Consider the following 19,112-nt stretch of genomic DNA (forward strand, 5'->3'; position numbering starts at 1 on the left):
TGTATCTGTTCAATTAGATCCTATAAAAAAGCGTTTTAATTAAATGGTGGGTAATTTCCTTCTACACCAATTTTCAAGTTTCCCATATTTTTCTTTGCGGTAGTCAAGCGTTTGAAATATAGAATTTTGAAAACCTATAGTTCTACGGTCATTGTCTCTCGGGAAAAATTTGAGGTCGCCAATGAGAGAATCAATTACAGTAAGTTCGATAAAAACGCCGTCATAGGTTATTTGAGTAAAAAGGGAATCCTTATAAATCGTGTCGATCCTGAGATGATCGGCAGAGAGATATCCCACAAAATAACTGAATATCTTGTAAGGGAATTTGTTACCAGCTAACTTTTTTCTATTCACATAGAACACATTTGAGTTCCATTTGCCAAGTATACTAATTTCCTGATTCTCATCGTCGGAAGTTGCTATTAATTTTTTGGTGAGTTTTTTCATCTTTTTAGAAGTGAAAACAGGCGTTACCATATTCAATTTGAAAATATTACTGTAATTGAATTTAAGAAAAAACCCAAAGTTTTCATGTGGTTCAACATCTAACAATGCTCGGATCGTTTATATATTATAGAACTTGTAAGGCAGATAACTTTATAAGAAACAAATCTATTGTCTAAACAATTAATCACCTCCTATCCTATATTGAGAAAAAAGAAAACCCGAAGGCCGAGACTTCGGGTAATATTTTATGCCTGTCCTGTAGGACCAAAATTCAGGGGAATAGGAGGCTGCTCGTAATCTTTAATCTCCCCGTGTGCCTTTTCAAACCTCTGAACATTATCTGCTAATGCTTTTAAAAGTCGCTTAGCGTGTTGCGGGGTAAGTATTATACGGGACTTCACCTTACTTTTCGGTGTACCGGGCATAATACTGACAAAATCTACCACAAATTCAGAAACTGAATGGTTTATTATGGCAAGGTTTGAATAAGTTCCTTCAGCTATTTTTTCATCTAATTCTATGTTGATCTGTCCTTTTTTAGGTTTTTTTTCTTCACTCATAATTTTATGTTTACAATATAAAGGTACAAAAAGAGGCTCTATAAGGAGCCTCTGATGTTTATAAAAGAAAAAGGGCCGCGAATGCGACCCTTTCATATTTGCTGTTAGTTATAATTAACTTCCTGCTTTTTCTCCATCATTTCATCAAATTCCTCTTTGGAACCAACGATAATGTGGTCATACTCTCTCATACCTGTACCTGCAGGAATCTTATGTCCTACAATTACATTTTCCTTAAGACCTTCAAGATCATCAATTTTACCGCTTACCGCAGCTTCGTTAAGAACCTTCGTTGTTTCCTGGAAGGAAGCAGCCGATATAAAGGATTTTGTTTGAAGAGAAGCTCTTGTAATACCCTGAAGGATTGGAGTTGCAGTTGCAGCAACAGCATCCCTTGCAGTAGCAAGTTCTTTATCTTCTCTTCTCAATGAGGAGTTCTCGTCTCTTAGATCTCTTAAACTAATGATTTGACCCGGTTTAAGATTAGCTGAATCACCCGCACTCTCCACTACTTTCATTCCGAAGATCTTATCGTTCTCATCAATGAAATCTGCTTTGTGAATTAACTGGTTTTCAAGGAAAATTGTATCTCCCGGATCAACTATTCTTACCTTACGCATCATCTGGCGAACAACAACTTCAAAATGTTTGTCATTGATCTTCACCCCTTGTAAACGATATACTTCCTGTACTTCGTTCACAAGATATTGTTGTACTGCGTTTGGTCCTTTGATTGCAAGAATATCTTCCGGAGTTATAGAACCGTCAGATAATGGCATTCCCGCACGTACATAATCGTTCTCCTGAACAAGGATCTGGTTAGAAAGTTTTACTAAATACTTTTTAACTTCTCCAAGTTTGGATTCAATGATGATCTCACGGTTACCTCTCTTAATCTTTCCGAAGGAAACAACACCATCAATCTCGCTTACTACAGCAGGGTTTGAAGGGTTACGTGCTTCGAACAATTCAGTAACTCTTGGAAGACCACCCGTAATATCACCTGCTTTAGATGATCTACGTGGAATCTTAACCAAAATCTTACCTACTTTAATCTTCTCGTCTTTGTCAACCATAAGGTGAGCTCCAACAGGAAGGTTGTAAGAACGAATTACTTCATCTTTCTTACCTAAAATAGATAAAGTAGGAATAAGCTTCTTGTTTTTAGATTCAGAAATAACTTTCTCCTGGAATCCTGTTTGCTCATCTATCTCTACCTGATAAGTAAGACCCTGTTCAATGTTTTCATATTTTACCTTACAAGCAAATTCTGAAATAATTACACCGTTATATGGATCCCACTGGCATATAAGATCATTTCTCTTCACCTCGTCACCATCATTGATAAAGATCTGTGAACCATAAGGAATGTTACTTGTAGTAAGTACAACCCCGGTTTTCTTATCTTTCAACTTAAGTTCAGATGTTCTGGAAATTACGATGTCGGTAATAGAACCATCAGGTCCTTCTCCCTGTACTACTTTAAGATCTTCAATCTCGGCAATACCATCAAATTTCGCTACCAGTTTATTTTCTTCAGAAATGTTACCTGCAATACCACCCACGTGGAAGGTACGTAGTGTAAGCTGAGTTCCCGGCTCCCCAATAGACTGGGCAGCAACAACTCCTACAGCTTCTCCTCTTTGAACCATCTTATTAGTTGCCAGGTTTCTACCGTAACATTTTCCGCAAATACCTTTTTTGGCTTCACAGGTAAGTGGCGAACGCACTTCAACTGTTTCAATTGGAGCCTCATTGATTTTTGCTACTGCAGCTTCACCTATCTCTTCTCCTGTTTTAACAAGTAATTCTTCAGTTAGCGGGTTGTATATATCATTAAGAGAAATACGACCCAATATTCTTTCTCCAAGAGATTCAACGATCTCGTCATTCTTCTTAAGTGGCGCAACTTCTACTCCTCTTAAAGTTCCACAGTCTTCACTGTTAACAATTACGTCCTGAGAAACATCCACCAATCGACGGGTTAAATAACCTGCATCGGCAGTTTTAAGAGCGGTATCGGCAAGACCTTTACGTGCACCGTGAGTAGAGATAAAGTATTCAAGAATTGAAAGACCTTCCTTAAAGTTAGAAAGAATCGGGTTCTCAATAATTTCACCTCCACCTGAGTTAGATTTCTTAGGCTTCGCCATCAATCCACGCATCCCGGTTAACTGACGGATCTGTTCTTTAGATCCCCTCGCACCAGAGTCAAGCATCATATACACAGAGTTGAATCCCTGGTTATCTTCACGAATACGCTTCATAGCTAACTCAGTTAATCCTGCGTTAGTAGAAGTCCAGATATCAATAACCTGATTATAACGTTCGTTGTTGGTAATAAGACCCATGTTATAGTTTCCTATAATACCTTCAACCTGCTCGTTAGCGTCATCAATCATTGCCTGCTTTTCTTCAGGAATAATAATATCACCTAAACTGAATGATAAACCACCTGTATAAGCGAATTTATATCCAAGATCTTTGATATTGTCAAGGAAAGCTGCAGTTTCTGCAACGCTTGTCGCTTTTAATACACGTCCAATGATATCTCGAAGAGATTTCTTGGTCAAGACCTCGTTAATGAAACCTGCAGTTTCAGGAACAGATTCATTGAAAAGAACCCTACCTACAGTAGTTTCAATAATTTGATTTACTAAATGACCTGCTTCATTATAATCTTTAGCTCTAATTTTAATTACAGCATTAAGATCAACTTTTTTCTCATTGTAAGCGATCACAACTTCTTCAGCTGAGTAGAAAGTAAGGCCTTCACCTTTAATTTTTACTTCATCTGTAGATACTCTTGGTTTGGTCATATAATACAGACCCAAAACCATATCCTGAGATGGAACCGTAATTGGAGATCCATTTGCAGGGTTAAGAATATTATGAGAACCTAACATTAACAACTGAGCTTCCAAAATAGCCTCAGGTCCCAGTGGCAAGTGAACCGCCATCTGGTCACCATCGAAATCGGCATTGAATGCAGTACACGCCAGTGGGTGTAACTGAATCGCTTTTCCTTCGATAAGTTTTGGCTGGAAAGCCTGGATACCAAGTCTGTGAAGAGTTGGGGCCCGGTTAAGCAGTACAGGGTGTCCTTTAAGAACATTTTCTAAAATATCCCATACTACCTAGTTCTTTTTTATCTATGATCTTTTTAGCTGACTTTACAGTCTTTACAATACCTCTTTCGATCAACTTACGAATCACGAACGGCTTATAAAGCTCTGCAGCCATATCTTTTGGAAGACCACACTCAAACATTTTAAGCTCAGGTCCTACAACAATTACAGAACGTGCTGAATAATCCACACGCTTACCAAGCAGGTTTTGACGGAAACGTCCCTGTTTTCCTTTCAAGGAATCAGAAAGAGATTTCAACGGTCTGTTTGAGTCAGTTTTTACTGCTGAAGATTTTCTTGTGTTATCAAATAACGAATCCACAGCTTCCTGTAGCATACGCTTTTCGTTACGCAAGATTACTTCAGGAGCTTTAATTTCCATTAACCTTTTTAGACGGTTGTTACGGATAATAACTCTTCTGTAAAGGTCATTTAAATCTGAAGTAGCGAAACGTCCACCATCAAGTGGCACCAACGGCCTCAATTCAGGAGGAGTAATTGGAATAACTTTCATGATCATCCACTCAGGAAGGTTCTCCCTGTTCTCGTTTGCATCACGAAAAGATTCAACTACCTGAAGTCTTTTTAAGGCTTCAGTCTTACGTTGTTTGGATGTTTCGTTATTTGCTTTATGTCTTAGGTCGTAAGAAAGCTCATTAAGATCTATTCTTCTTAAAAGCTCGATAAGACATTCAGCTCCCATCTTTGCAATAAATTTATTTGGATCGTTATCTTCCAAATAAAGATTTTCCTGCGGAAGGGTATCAAGTATATCAAGATATTCCTCCTCTGTAAGGAAGTCCATCTTTTTAAGCTGTTGACCTTCAGAATTTTTAGCAATACCGGGTTGTATAACCACATATCTCTCATAATATATGATCATATCAAGTTTCTTGGAAGGTAATCCAAGAAGGTAACCTATTTTATTTGGTAGGGAACGGAAATACCAGATGTGAGCTACAGGAACTACCAGGTTGATATGTCCAACACGGTCACGTCTTACTTTCTTTTCTGTTACTTCTACTCCACAACGGTCACAAACAATTCCTTTGTACCGGATTCTTTTATATTTCCCACAGGCACATTCGTAATCCTTTACAGGACCAAAAATACGCTCACAGAATAAACCGTCCCGCTCAGGTTTGTGCGTACGGTAGTTAATAGTCTCAGGCTTTAGTACTTCCCCTCGAGATTCCGCCAAAATGGACTCGGGTGAAGCCAAACCTATAGAGATCTTGTTAAATCTCTTTTCTGTAGTATGTTCATTATTTCTAGCCATAATAATCTGTGCTGCTATAATTTTTGTGAAAATTCTGCTTTATAAGGGAATCACAACTTAGCGACTCCCTTTAAACAGCATATTATTCTTCTAATCTAATATCCAAACCTAAACCTTTCAATTCGTGCATTAATACGTTGAAAGATTCTGGTAATCCCGGCTCTGGCATTGGCTCCCCTTTTACGATTGCCTCGTAAGTTTTAGCTCTACCTATAACGTCATCAGATTTTACAGTTAAAATCTCTCTAAGGGTAGCTGATGCTCCATAAGCCTCAAGCGCCCAAACTTCCATTTCACCAAAACGCTGACCTCCAAACTGTGCCTTACCACCAAGCGGCTGCTGAGTAATAAGTGAGTATGGTCCAATTGAACGGGCGTGCATTTTATCGTCAATCATATGTCCTAATTTCAACATATAAATTACACCAACTGTTGCAGCCTGGTCAAATCTGTCTCCGGTACCACCATCATATAAGTGAGTATGTCCAAAGCGCGGTACACCTACTTCATCTGTAAGCTCATTTATTTGATCTAAAGTTGCACCATCAAAGATTGGAGTTGCATACTTTCTTCCAAGTTTTTGTCCAGCCCATCCTAACACAGTCTCGTAAATTTGACCAATGTTCATACGGGAAGGTACACCAAGCGGGTTAAGTACAATATCCACTGGAGTTCCGTCTTCAAGGAAAGGCATATCTTCCTGACGAACGATACGTGCAACAATACCTTTGTTACCGTGACGACCCGCCATTTTATCACCTACTTTAAGTTTTCTCTTCTTAGCTACATAAATCTTAGCTAATTTGATAATACCTGCAGGTAACTCATCTCCAACAGAGATCGTGAATTTCTCCCTTCTAAGGTTACCCTGAAGGTCATTTTCCTTGATCTTGTAATTGTGGATAAGATCTGCCACCAATTTGTTTAAGTGGTCATCTGTAGTCCAGGTTCCCTGTGTAAGGTGGATATAATCATCTACAGAGTTTAACATCTTAAGAGTATATTTTTTACCTTTTGGTAATACTTCCTCTCCAAGATCATTTTGAACTCCTTGTGCAGTTTTTCCACCAACAATAGCAAACAACTTATCTACTAATTCTGACTTAAGAATTGCAAACTTAGCATCATACTTTTTGTCCAATGCAGCTACATCTTCCTTATCCTGTACACGTTTGCGCTTATCTTTTACGGCACGGGCAAAAAGTTTCTTGTTAATAACAACACCTCTTAATGAAGGGTGAGCTTTTAACGAAGCATCTTTTACATCTCCAGCCTTGTCTCCAAAGATCGCTCTAAGTAATTTTTCTTCCGGAGTTGGATCGCTTTCACCTTTAGGAGTAATTTTTCCAATAAGAATATCACCAGGCTTCACTTCAGCTCCAATTCTAATCATACCGTTTTCATCAAGGTCTTTTGTAGCCTCTTCAGAAACGTTTGGTATATCATTAGTAAGTTCCTCGTTACCTAATTTGGTATCACGAACTTCCAGTGAATATTCATCTATATGAATAGAAGTGAAAACATCTTCTCTTACCACTCTTTCAGAAATAACTATCGCATCCTCGAAGTTATATCCTTTCCAGGGCATGAAAGCAACTTTCATGTTTCTTCCCAGTGCAAGTTCTCCGGCCTCGGTTGCATAACCCTGGCAAAGCACCTGTCCTGTAGTTACTCTATCACCTACACGCACAATTGGCTTAAGGTTAATAGAAGTTCCCTGGTTGGTTTTTCTGAATTTTATTAATTCATAAGTTTTTGAATCACTGTCAAAACTTACCATTCTCTCTTCCTCTGTCCGGTCGTATTTAATGGTAATTCTTTCAGCATCCACATATTCTACAACTCCAGCTCCTTCAGCATTTATTAATACTCTGGAGTCTGTCGCTACAGCTCTCTCAAGACCAGTTCCCACAATTGGAGATTCTGCTCTTAATAAAGGAACTGCCTGACGCATCATGTTTGATCCCATCAACGCCCTGTTCGCATCATCGTGCTCCAGGAATGGAATTAAGGATGCCGAAATAGAAGCAATCTGGTTTGGAGCAACGTCAGTATAATGAACTGTAATTGGCTCTACTACCGGGAAATCTCCTTCTTCACGGGCAATTACTCTTTCAGCATTGATTGTTCCATCGTCATCAAGAGAAATGTTAGCCTGAGCTATCAATTTATCTTCTTCTTCTTCAGCACTTAAGTAAATAGGATCTTGTGAAAAATCTATTTTACCATTGGTCACTGTACGATAAGGAGTTTCAATAAAGCCCATCCCGTTAACTTTGGCAAATACAGCCAAAGAAGAGATCAAACCAATGTTTGGTCCCTCAGGAGTTTCAATAGGACACAACCTTCCGTAGTGAGTATAGTGAACGTCACGAACCTCGAATCCTGCACGCTCCCTGGAAAGTCCCCCAGGTCCTAGTGCGGAAAGTCTACGTTTGTGAGTAATCTCTGCCAGTGGATTCGTTTGATCCATGAACTGAGATAACTGGTTTGTTCCAAAAAATGAATTGATAACTGAAGATAATGTCTTCGCGTTGATCAAATCTATAGGAGTAAATACCTCGTTGTCACGTACGTTCATTCTCTCACGAATTGTACGGGCCATACGAGCCAAACCAACACCAAACTGCTGAGAAAGCTGCTCTCCTACTGTTCTAACACGACGGTTAGATAAGTGATCAATATCATCAATCTCTGCCTTTGAGTTAATTAACTCAATTAAGTATTTAACAATGGTAATAATATCTTCTTTGGTAAGCACCTGCTTATCCATTCCAATATCAAGACCAAGTTTTTTGTTCATTCTATATCGTCCTACTTCACCAAGGCTATAGCGTTGGTCAGAGAAGAACAATTTGTCAATAATACCACGCGCAGTTTCTTCATCCGGCGGCTCAGCATTACGTAATTGACGGTAAATGTGTTCTACTGCCTCTTTTTCAGAGTTAGTAGGATCCTTTTGTAATGTATTGTGAATAATAGCGTAATCACCTGTAGAATTATCCTCTTTGTGAAGAAGGATAGTTTTAGTTCCGGTTTCAAGGATTTCCTCTACGTGATCTTTATCAAGTTCGGTATCACGATCAAGAACGATCTCGTTACGCTCAATAGAAACAACTTCGCTAAGTATCTTCATCCACGAAATCCTCGTACCAGGTATTTAATACCCTTGCAGCAAGTTTTCTACCTAAATATTTCTTTAATCCTGTTTTAGAAACTTTCACTTCTTCAGCAAGGTCGAAGATCTCAAGGATATCCTTATCTCTTTCAAAACCAATAGCACGGAAAAGTGTAGTTACAGGTAATTTTTTCTTTCTATCGATATAAGCATACATCACGTTGTTTATATCGGTAGCAAATTCTATCCAGGATCCTTTAAACGGGATAATTCTGGCAGAATAAAGTTTAGTTCCATTTGCATGGAATGACTGTCCAAAGAATACACCGGGGGAACGATGTAATTGGGAAACAACTACTCTCTCAGCACCGTTGATGCAAAAAGTCCCACTTGGGGTCATATAAGGGATGGTTCCTAAGTAAACATCTTGTACAATGGTTTCGAAATCTTCATGTTCGGGATCTGTACAATATAGTTTTAAGCGGGCTTTAAGCGGTACGCTATATGTCAATCCACGTTCAATACATTCCTGTATGGAATATCTTGGTGGGTCCACAAAGTAATCTAAGAATTCTAATACGAATTGATTACGGGTGTCTGTAATGGGAAAGTTTTCCATGAAGGTATTATACAGACCTTCGTCTCCCCTTTCTTCTGATTTAGTTTCTAATTGAAAGAAATCCTGAAATGACTTAATTTGGATGTCCAAAAAGTCCGGGTATTCAGGTTTGTTCTTTACGGAAGAGAAATTCAATCTTTCAGTTTGCGTTGCTAACATCAATGGACGGAATTATATTTAGTTATATATGTGGGTGCGCTACAAGGACTATACCATTATAGACGCAAAAGGGTTTAGACCTTCAGGACCGAATCCTGAGGTCTAAACCTAAATAATATTGCTTTGTCAAGCTTATTTAAGCTCAACCTCGGCTCCTGCTTCTTCTAACTGTGTTTTTAATGCTTCAGCTTCGTCTTTAGAAACTCCTTCTTTAACTGGACGTGGAGCGTTGTCTACCAATTCTTTTGCGTCTTTAAGACCAAGACTGGTAAGCTCTTTTACCAATTTAACTACTGCAAGCTTAGAAGCTCCAGCTGCTTTAAGGATTACATCAAATTCAGTTTGCTCTTCAGCGGCTTCTTCACCACCACCAGCACCACCAGCAGCAACAGCTACAGCAGCAGCAGCAGGCTCGATACCATACTCTTCTTTTAATATTGTAGCTAATTCATTAACTTCTTTTACTGTTAAGTTAACTAATTGCTCTGCGAAATCTTTTAAATCTGCCATTTTCTATCGTTTTAAAATGTTCTTTAATTATATAATTGTTAAAAAGTGCGTACTTGTTTATCCTTCTTTTTCAGAAAGAGTTTTAAGAATTCCAGCTATCTTACCACCACCAGACTTAAGCGCAGAAATAACATTCTTCGCAGGTGATTGAAGTAATCCAACGATATCTCCAATAACTTCTTCTTTAGATTTAATATTAACCAGGTTGTCCAGGTTATTATCACCTAAATAAACAGCCTCTTCAATGAAAGCTCCTTTAAGTAATGGTTTGTCAGATTTTTTTCTGAATTCTTTGATAACTTTGGCCGGAGCATTTCCAACCTCAGAAAACATTATTGAAGTATTGCCTTTTAAAACTGAAGGAAGTTCTCCGAATTCTTTATCGGAAGCTTCCATAGCTTTTGCAAGCAATGTATTTTTAACTACTGCAAGTTTTATGTTTGCTTTAAAACAAGCTCTACGTAAGTTTGAAGTATTTAAGGCATTAAGGCCAGAAATATCAGCAAGGTAAATAATATTGTTATTTGCTAACTGCGCAGTTAAATCTTCAATTACTATTGATTTTTCTTCTCTTGTCATAATCTTAAATATTATTGCTCAGTGAACCTTTTGGTATCAATTTCAACACTTGGGCTCATTGTAGAAGAGATGTGGATACTTTTAATATAAACTCCCTTTGCAGCCACTGGCTTCAACTTAACCAACGTAGTTAATAATTCTCTTGCGTTTCCGGCAATTTTATCGGCATCAAAAGATGCTTTTCCAATACCTGCGTGTACAATACCCGTTTTGTCAACTTTAAAGTCAATCTTACCAGCTTTAACATCAGATACTGCTTTTGCAACATCCATAGTTACTGTACTAGTTTTAGGGTTAGGCATTAAACCACGGGGTCCTAATACTCTACCAAGAGGTCCTAATTTACCCATAACACTAGGCATGGTGATTATAACATCAACATCTGTCCAACCTCCTTTAATTTTATCGAGGTACTCATCTAATCCTACATAGTCTGCACTAAGCTTCTTTAGCTTCTGCCTCCTTGTCTGGAGTCACTAAAGCAAGAACTTTTACGTCTTTACCTGTACCGTGTGGAAGTGTAACAACACCTCTTACCATTTGATTAGCTTTACGTGGATCTACGTTCAAACGAACCGCAAGATCTACAGAAGCATCAAATTTTTCGTAGGATATTTCTTTTACTAAAGCAGAGGCTTCAGCTACCGAATACAGTTTTCCGTTTTCGATTTTTGACTGAGCTTCTTTAAGCTTTTTAGTTACTTTTGCCATTTTTGATTTTGTTTTGGATTAAAACGGCGCCTGCCCTTTAATAGTTACACCCATAGAGCGAGCAGTTCCCGCTACCATTTTCATAGCTGATTCTACGGTAAATGCGTTTAAATCCTGCATCTTATCTTCAGCAATCGCTCTAACCTGATCCCAGGACATGCTGGCGATCTTTTTACGGTTAGGCTCTCCTGATCCTTTTTTGGTTTTAGCTGCTTCCATAATTTGCACTGCAGCTTAGGTGGAGTTTTAATTACAAAATCAAAAGACTTATCTTTATAAACTGTAATTTGAACAGGTAAAACTTTACCTGGCTTATCCTGGGTTCTAGCATTGAATTGCTTACAGAACTCCATTATATTAACTCCGGCAGCACCTAAAGCAGGTCCAACTGGTGGTGATGGGTTAGCAGCACCTCCACGAACTTGTAGTTTAACAACTTTACTTACTTCTTTTGCCATTTTTGTTATTTTTAGGTGATAGTTTTAAGAGTGGAAGCTTTAAAAACTATCAAAAATATATGTAACAGTTATTACCTTTATACTTTTTCTACTTGCATATAGCTAAGTTCCAATGGAGTTTTTCTTCCGAAAATTTTCACCATTACTTCAAGCTTACGCTTTTCTTCATTTATTTTCTCAACCGTACCATTAAATCCATTAAAAGGACCATCTATAACCTTAATAGTCTCTCCAATAGTGAATGGTATTGCAACATTGTCTGCTTTTACTGAAAGTTCATCAACTTTACCGAGCATCCTGTTAACCTCAGACCTTCTAAGCGGAACCGGATCACCACCTTTAGTTTCACCTAAAAATCCTATAACACCGTTAATAGATTTAATGATATGTGGAATCTCTCCTGAAAGGTTCGCAAGAATCATTACATACCCAGGGAAGTAAACACGTTCCTTGTTTATCTTCTTTCCGTTTCTTATCTGGATAACTTTTTCGGTAGGAACAAGAACCTCGCTTACAAGATCCTCCATACCCTGGTGAGATATCTCACGTTCGATATACTCCTTAACCTTATTTTCCTGACCACTTACGGCACGAACTACATACCATTTTTTATCCTTAACTTCTGCCATAGCCATATTTTATGATTTAATCCATTCAAAATACTGTTCAATGGCTGAACTAAATACGGTATCTATACCCCAGATAGCCAATGAAAATATAATTGAAAAAACAGCTACAACTATTGTAAGCCTTTGAGCCTCCGGCCAGGTTGGCCAGGTAACGTGGTTTTTCAACTCGTTGTAAGACTCTGAAATATAATTGACGATTCCTGCCATTGTATTCTACTATTTTCACGGTTTCAAAGACTTTCCGGGAGGTAAGGCTTCTCGCCACGATGATTCTTGTTATATAAAATTACCTTAACAGAAGTAACTTTTATGCACGGGTTGAGAGACTCGAACTCCCGACACCTGGTTTTGGAGACCAGTGCTCTACCAACTGAGCTAAACCCGTTTATACTTTTCCCTGTAAATAACTTTATCAGGGTAAGCCCTAAATATAAGTGAAGGTATCCTGAGTGTACAGGATACCTTACCTATATATAAATAATTTAGTCTAAAATTTCAGTTACCTGACCAGCACCTACTGTTCTACCACCCTCACGGATAGCGAAACGTAGACCAACGTTCATTGCGATAGCCTGGATCAATTCAACGTGAATTGTAAGGTTATCACCAGGCATTACCATTTCTACACCTTCTGGAAGAGAAATAGTTCCTGTCACGTCAGTTGTACGTACGTAAAACTGTGGACGGTAGTTATTGTGGAATGGAGTGTGACGTCCACCTTCTTCTTTTTTAAGGATATAAACCTCAGCTTTAAATTTAGCGTGTGGAGTTACAGATCCTGGCTTAGTGATAACCATACCTCTTGAGATTTGAGTTTTCTCAATACCTCTTAGAAGGATACCTACGTTATCTCCGGCTTCACCTCTGTCTAATATTTTACGGAACATTTCAACCCCGGTAATAGTAGAAGTTAATTTACCAGCACCCATACCAATGATCTCTACAGGATCTCCAGTGTTAGCAACACCAGTTTCAATACGTCCTGTTGCAACAGTACCACGACCAGTAATAGAGAATACATCCTCGATAGGCATCAAGAAAGGCTTATCAACATCACGCTCTGGCAATTCGATCCAGCTATCAACAGCTTCCATTAATTCTAAAACTGTATCAACCCATTTTTGTTCTCCGTTAAGAGCACCAAGAGCAGATCCTGAAATTACAGGTCCGTTATCACCATCATACTCATAGAATGAAAGTAATTCTCTGATTTCCATCTCAACAAGCTCCAATAATTCTTCATCGTCAACAAGGTCAACTTTATTCAAGAATACAACGATTCTTGGAATACCAACCTGACGTCCAAGAAGGATGTGCTCACGTGTTTGAGGCATTGGACCATCTGTAGCCGCAACAACCAAAATAGCACCGTCCATTTGAGCAGCACCTGTAACCATGTTCTTTACGTAATCCGCGTGACCAGGACAGTCAACGTGAGCGTAGTGACGGTTAGCAGTTGAGTACTCTACGTGTGAAGAGTTAATTGTAATACCTCTTTCTTTTTCTTCCGGAGCATTGTCGATTTGATCAAAAGACCTGGCTTCTGAATAACCAGCATCAGCCATTACTTTAGTAATCGCTGCAGTTAAAGTGGTTTTCCCGTGATCTACGTGTCCAATCGTACCAACGTTTAAGTGCGGTTTGGAACGACTATAAGTTTCCTTTGCCATAATTAATAATTATTTAATCTTAGTTATATATTAGTGTTCAATTTTATACAAAATTAAGAGCCAACGACGAGAATTGAACTCGTGACCTTTTCCTTACCAAGGAAACGCTCTACCCCTGAGCTACGTCGGCAAAAAAGGGCATCCCCACTAAGTATTACCTTATGGAGATAAGAACAAAAACAGTTCTATATTACCGTTTTGCCCAGAGCAGAGGATTTAATTAAATCTGAAATCCTCTCATTGAAACAGGCAATTCTATTGAATTACCTTCTCTTGCAAAGTATTCACTTACGTGAAGACTTTTTATAATCTGAAGAATATTACACACTTAGCGCAACAATTCTTCCTTGAGCGGGAGACCGCTTTCCTTCGATCGCTTTACAAGCTTACTCAGGACAGACTTCTCACCCTGCTCTCTGCTTATAAAGAAATTTGACTTACATCAAACCTCTTCTTCTTCAGAAAGACTTTGAGCGGGAGACCGGGTTCGAACTAAGCGACATTCAGCTTGGAAGGCTGACGCTCTACCAACTGAGCTACTCCCGCAAACTTTAAAATTCCAAGCCTCAACCTCCAAATTCCAATTTGGTATTTGGAATTTGTTATTTGGAATTTAATTATTGTGGGGAGAACAGGATTCGAACCTGTGAAGACATAGTCAGCAGATTTACAGTCTGCCCTCGTTGGCCGCTTGAGTATCTCCCCTTTAATTTCAATATTTCACAGAACCATTTTAAAAGTGGCTTGCTTTTTTTCGAGGTGCAAATTTAATTATAAATTTCCCCATCACAAAGCTTTTTCTTTCAAAATTTCAGAGCCGATGGAGGGACTCCCTTCGACTGCGCTCAGGATAAACTTCTCATCCCTCTTTTGTTGCTAAAATTAACATTCTAACACCTTACCTAAGCGGTTTTAACTTCAAAATTTCAGAGCCGATGGAGGGACTTCCTTCGACTTCGCTCAGGATAAACTTCTCATCCCTTTTTTGTTGCTAAAATTAACATTCTAACACCTTACCTAAGCGGTTTTAACTTCAAAATTTCAGAGCCGATGGAGGGACTCGAACCCACGACCTGCTGATTACAAATCAGCTGCTCTAGCCAGCTGAGCTACATCGGCTTTTTAATTACTTTTTTGGCATAAAAAAGTCCGCTATTTCTAACGGACTGCAAATGTATACATTTATTTTATTTCACAAAATAAATTTCATCAAAAAATGCATTAAGCATGCACTTTCATTTTCTCTTTTTTCTTCAACACCTGGCGCTGTAAAGTACTAACACACTCATCTACACACTCTTCAAATTTTTTACAGGTTTTTTTTGCAATTAAATCTCCACCGGGGATACTCAATAAAATTTCAGTGACTTTATTCTCTTTGTCACTTGTATTCTGAACTTTCAAATATACATCGGCAAAAACTATACGATCGTAATAATGTTCTAACTTATCCAGTCTAGCCTGGATAAAATTAATTAGCTTCTGGTCTGCGTGGAAATTGACTGACTGCACATTTACTTTCATGTTCTAAAAATTTAAAAATTAAACAATATTAAGTGTGGTCATTTTTTAGCCTGGCGGGGGTGCGCCATGTTATATACCTTACTCAGTTCCCCAATACTGTTGTGTGTATAAACCTGTGTAGCCGCCAAACTCGAATGGCCTAATAATTCCTTGACTGCATTTAAATTTGCGCCCTGGTTTAACAGGTGAGTTGCAAAAGAGTGCCGCAGTATATGCGGGCTCTTTTTTACCTTTCCAGATGCTTCTCTAAAGTAATTATTAATAATCCTATAAACAAGGTTTTCATACATTTTAACTCCCTTCCCTGTGAGAAATAAATAGGGAGTGTAATCCATTAAAACTTCATCCCTGTATTGAAGATACTCCCTAAGATTGTTACACAACTCAGGAAGGAGAGGAATATATCTTTCCTTATTTCTTTTCCCCAGAACCTTCAGCATTTTATTATTGAGATCAATGTCCTGAAGTTTAATTCCAATAAGTTCAGCCCTTCTTATTCCTGTGGCGTAAAAGGTCATAACAACTGCAGCATTTCGGGCTTCTTTAAAATTCTCAGGTTTCGGCAGCGAGAGAACCTGCTCTACCTCTCCAGGTGAAAATGGGATTTGAATTGTTTTTTTGCTTTTTAAGGCTTTGTGTGCGGCAAGTGGTGATTTATCAATTTCCCCTATGGTGAGAAGAAATTTGAAATAAGCTTTAAGTGAAGAGATCTTCCTGTTCACACTGCGGTTACTCAATCCCTCTTTCACCAGTTTAATTATCCAACTTCTAATTTGGGAATAATTTACATCAACAAGAGTATCCTGTTCATATTCCTGAAGAAGGTAAGTGGTAAATGAAGTAAGATCTGTACGATATGCAGTAACTGTGTGGACAGAATACTTTTTTTCCAGAAGTAGATAATCCAAAAACTGATTGTAAGGCATAAAAAAACTGTTGGCAAACAAAGTTATAAAACTTTAATTTACCAACAGTAATTATTGTAATACCCTTAAATGCAGGGCTTAGGTTTCTATCTTTAAGCCAAAACAGCTTTAACAGAAGGTTGAGCTACTAGATCTCTTCCTGGTCTCTTAAATGCTGAATGTATTGTGCTTTCTGGATTTGAGCCCTACGTTCAACAGACGGTTTCGTAAATGCCTGCCTGCTTCTCAGCTGGCGCATTGTTCCGGTTCTATCAAATTTTCTTTTAAAACGCTTCAGCGCTCTGTCGATATTTTCTCCGTCTTTAACTGGTATAATTAACATAGTGTCACCTCCTTTCTTTAAAAATTAAAGTGCAAAGATAATTCAATTGATTAATCCTGCAACCTTTCTCAATATTTTATTTCTTATTTTTTCCCGGCACCTGGAATTAACCTTAAAGTCCTTAAATTCCAATTATTAAGTACTAAAGTCCAAGCACCAAGCATCAAATTCCAAATTCCAAATTCCAAATTTAAGATAACTTCTCTCTTCTCTTGACTCTTGCCTCTTGCCTCTTGTTTCTCTTCTCCCCTGTTCCTCGTCTCTACGACTCCTACCTATCTCGCCGCTAAGTTTGTACTCTTTACCATCAATTACCATCTTCGCGATGATCTCTCGCAGGATCTCTGATGTTCCTCCTCCAATAGGACCCAAACGGCTATCTCTAAACATTCTGGCCAGGGGATAATCTTCCATATATCCATAACCACCGAGCATTTGAAGACATTTATAGATTACTTCGTCTGCAATTTTAGTAGAAAGCAATTTTGACATACTGGCCTCTTTTACCACATATACACCATCTATCATTCTTTTTACAATAGAATAATTAAATTCCTTGCACATTTCCACTTCACTGGCCATATCAGCCACAGTATGTCGTAAAGCCTGGAATTTATCAATAGTTTTTCCAAAGGCCATTCTTTCACCCATATATTCCAGGGTGTATTCCAGTGCATATTCTGATCTGGCGTGGGCGTTAATACCCATAATTAGACGCTCCAGCGCAAAATGCTGCATGATATAATTAAAACCAAGATCTTCCTCACCCATAAGATTTTCGGCCGGAATCTCCACATTGTCAAAGGCAATCTCTGCAGTATCTGAAGCTCTCCAGCCCAGCTTATCCAGTTTAGTAGATGATATTCCCGGTGTATCTCTGTCTACAACAAAAATACTCATTCCTTTACCTCCTTTTTCGGGAGAAGTCTTGGCAGCAACTATTAGATAGTCAGAGTAAACCCCGTTAGTGATAAAAGTCTTGGAACCATTAAGAATATACTTATCACCCTGCTTTACTGCAGTACTTTTCATTCCGGCTACATCAGACCCTCCAAAGGGTTCTGTAATACATAGACAACCTATTTTTTCACCTGCAATACTGGGAGCAAGGTATTCTTCTTTAATACGTTCGTCTCCTTCTTTCAAAAGATGAGTCATCGCAAGATAGGAGTGTGCCCACATAGCAGCAGCAAAACCTCCTGAATTAATACGCTGTAGTTCCTCGAGAAAAATAGTTGTGTAAAATAAATCCAGGTCAAGACCACCGTATTTTTCGGGATACGTAAGACCAAAATATCCCATTTCACCAAACTTTTCCCAGATAAATCTTTCTATAGTTCCGGTTTCTTCCCATTTCTCAATATGAGGCACAACCTCCTTCTGCAGAAAATCTCTAAAGCTTTTCCGGAAAAGTTCGTGTTCCTCTGTAAAATAAGTACTGCTCATATAACTCAATCTAATAAATGAAGGACATTCCGCGTCTCTTGTTTCAAAAACTATATACCATTAGTAGCGGTGAGTTTTGGAAGAGACAAAAATAAGGGATGGATTCAATGCAACCTTTCGGAATTCCTATTTTAGGGCCAAATATAAAGCAATTCGGTCTATTTTTTCTGAAGGAAAATCTTTAATTTTTGCCAATTCTTCAAAGCTGTTAATCTGCTCGTGGAGCAACCTGTAATTTACAATCTCCCTCGCAAGCTCATAATTTATATAAGGAATGTTGGCTAATTCAAGAACTGTTGCGGTATTAATATTAAGAACCCTGACTTCAGGAGCATTCTTAACAGTAAAGTTAGCCGCTACTTCATTTCTTACTTCAAAAGAAAGGCCGTAGATATCCTTAAGCTGAAGGTCACTTACAAATCCGCCGATCTTATTTCGGTAATTAACTATTCTTCCGGCGAGGGTCTCTCCTATTCCGCGCACTTCCATAAGTTCTTCAACAGTTGCTGCATTAAGATCCTTCTTTTCTACTGAGGATGCTATTCCCGGAGACGCAGTACGGGATACTGAATTTCGGTTGGACGCTGAATTTCGGTTGGACTTTACCCATTCAGGAAATTGGAAATAAACAGATATAACCTTCAGCAAAGAATCTGAAACTTTTGTCACTTCCTGAAATTCTTCAGCAGAATTTATCCATTTATCTCCTGCCCTGAAAGCATGAAGCCTGTCAATTTCCTCAACAGACATTCCCAAAGTATAGCCTTTGTAGTCAGTTATAAAATTAGGATTGAATGGAAATATTTTAGCTGTGTCTTTAACTGTTGAAGCCAGTTTAGAAGAATCTATTTGCTGTTGAAATTTTACCAGATCCTCGTGGTATACATCGAAATTCTCTGACGATGAAGAAAAAGCTCCGAACCAGTATAAAAGTTGAAGAGCGATTATGATACCTACCAATAAAAAAATCCCATTTTGTTGACTTCTGTTGAAAACAAAATGGGATTTAAAATTTTTCATTTCAGGA

Annotated in this window: 12 protein-coding genes, 5 tRNA genes and 4 pseudogenes; all 21 read right to left on the reverse strand. The window is 38.3% G+C overall.

Features of this window, described 5'->3' with window-relative positions:
- Positions 1 to 39: 39 nt before the first annotated feature.
- Positions 40 to 447 (reverse strand): DUF6933 domain-containing protein, encoded by a 408-nt coding sequence (locus tag LZ575_RS07855; RefSeq protein WP_235330176.1) that lies wholly within the window; start codon positions 445 to 447, stop codon positions 40 to 42.
- A 245-nt stretch (positions 448 to 692) separates the two neighbouring features.
- Entirely contained in the window at positions 693 to 1,007 is a 315-nt protein-coding gene (locus tag LZ575_RS07860) for a DUF3467 domain-containing protein (RefSeq protein WP_235330177.1), read from the reverse strand.
- 104 nt (positions 1,008 to 1,111) lie between these two features.
- A pseudogene (rpoC, locus tag LZ575_RS07865) lies at positions 1,112 to 5,414 on the reverse strand (DNA-directed RNA polymerase subunit beta').
- Between the two features lie 82 nt (positions 5,415 to 5,496).
- Positions 5,497 to 9,310: pseudogene (rpoB, locus tag LZ575_RS07870) on the reverse strand (DNA-directed RNA polymerase subunit beta).
- Positions 9,311 to 9,442: 132 nt separating this feature from the next.
- Positions 9,443 to 9,820 (reverse strand): 50S ribosomal protein L7/L12, encoded by a 378-nt coding sequence (rplL, locus tag LZ575_RS07875; RefSeq protein WP_235330178.1) that lies wholly within the window; start codon positions 9,818 to 9,820, stop codon positions 9,443 to 9,445.
- Positions 9,821 to 9,877: 57 nt separating this feature from the next.
- Positions 9,878 to 10,399, reverse strand: coding sequence for a 50S ribosomal protein L10 (gene rplJ / locus LZ575_RS07880; protein ID WP_235330179.1), 522 nt, complete (start codon positions 10,397 to 10,399; stop codon positions 9,878 to 9,880).
- An 11-nt stretch (positions 10,400 to 10,410) separates the two neighbouring features.
- Positions 10,411 to 11,110: pseudogene (gene rplA, locus LZ575_RS07885) on the reverse strand (50S ribosomal protein L1).
- Positions 11,111 to 11,128: 18 nt separating this feature from the next.
- Positions 11,129 to 11,568 (reverse strand): annotated as a pseudogene (gene rplK, locus LZ575_RS07890) (50S ribosomal protein L11).
- A gap of 77 nt (positions 11,569 to 11,645) precedes the next feature.
- Positions 11,646 to 12,197, reverse strand: coding sequence for a transcription termination/antitermination protein NusG (gene nusG, locus LZ575_RS07895; protein WP_235330180.1), 552 nt, complete (start codon positions 12,195 to 12,197; stop codon positions 11,646 to 11,648).
- 9 nt (positions 12,198 to 12,206) lie between these two features.
- A complete protein-coding gene (gene secE / locus LZ575_RS07900) occupies positions 12,207 to 12,404 on the reverse strand; it encodes a preprotein translocase subunit SecE (RefSeq protein WP_235330181.1) in 198 nt (65 codons plus the stop codon).
- 105 nt (positions 12,405 to 12,509) lie between these two features.
- Positions 12,510 to 12,582: transfer RNA gene (locus LZ575_RS07905), tRNA-Trp, on the reverse strand.
- Between the two features lie 97 nt (positions 12,583 to 12,679).
- On the reverse strand, positions 12,680 to 13,867 hold the full coding sequence (tuf, locus tag LZ575_RS07910; RefSeq protein WP_235330182.1) for an elongation factor Tu: 1,188 nt from the start codon (positions 13,865 to 13,867) through the stop codon (positions 12,680 to 12,682).
- A gap of 58 nt (positions 13,868 to 13,925) precedes the next feature.
- A tRNA-Thr gene (locus LZ575_RS07915) sits at positions 13,926 to 13,997 on the reverse strand.
- Between the two features lie 342 nt (positions 13,998 to 14,339).
- Positions 14,340 to 14,413 (reverse strand) — tRNA-Gly (locus tag LZ575_RS07920).
- 77 nt (positions 14,414 to 14,490) lie between these two features.
- Positions 14,491 to 14,572 (reverse strand) — tRNA-Tyr (locus tag LZ575_RS07925).
- Positions 14,573 to 14,912: 340 nt separating this feature from the next.
- Positions 14,913 to 14,986 (reverse strand) — tRNA-Thr (locus LZ575_RS07930).
- Positions 14,987 to 15,088: 102 nt separating this feature from the next.
- On the reverse strand, positions 15,089 to 15,391 hold the full coding sequence (gene hpf, locus LZ575_RS07935; protein WP_235330183.1) for a ribosome hibernation-promoting factor, HPF/YfiA family: 303 nt from the start codon (positions 15,389 to 15,391) through the stop codon (positions 15,089 to 15,091).
- Positions 15,392 to 15,429: 38 nt separating this feature from the next.
- Positions 15,430 to 16,317: a tyrosine-type recombinase/integrase gene (locus tag LZ575_RS07940; protein WP_235330184.1), complete on the reverse strand. Its 888-nt coding sequence runs from the start codon at positions 16,315 to 16,317 to the stop codon at positions 15,430 to 15,432.
- Positions 16,318 to 16,444: 127 nt separating this feature from the next.
- On the reverse strand, positions 16,445 to 16,639 hold the full coding sequence (gene rpsU, locus LZ575_RS07945) for a 30S ribosomal protein S21 (protein ID WP_235330185.1): 195 nt from the start codon (positions 16,637 to 16,639) through the stop codon (positions 16,445 to 16,447).
- A gap of 135 nt (positions 16,640 to 16,774) precedes the next feature.
- Positions 16,775 to 18,085 (reverse strand): acyl-CoA dehydrogenase family protein, encoded by a 1,311-nt coding sequence (locus LZ575_RS07950; protein WP_235330186.1) that lies wholly within the window; start codon positions 18,083 to 18,085, stop codon positions 16,775 to 16,777.
- A 126-nt stretch (positions 18,086 to 18,211) separates the two neighbouring features.
- On the reverse strand, positions 18,212 to 19,105 hold the full coding sequence (locus LZ575_RS07955; protein WP_235330187.1) for a helix-hairpin-helix domain-containing protein: 894 nt from the start codon (positions 19,103 to 19,105) through the stop codon (positions 18,212 to 18,214).
- Positions 19,106 to 19,112 lie beyond the last annotated feature (7 nt).

The sequence above is a fragment of the Antarcticibacterium sp. 1MA-6-2 genome (genome assembly GCF_021535135.1).
GTDB lineage: Bacteria > Bacteroidota > Bacteroidia > Flavobacteriales > Flavobacteriaceae > Gillisia.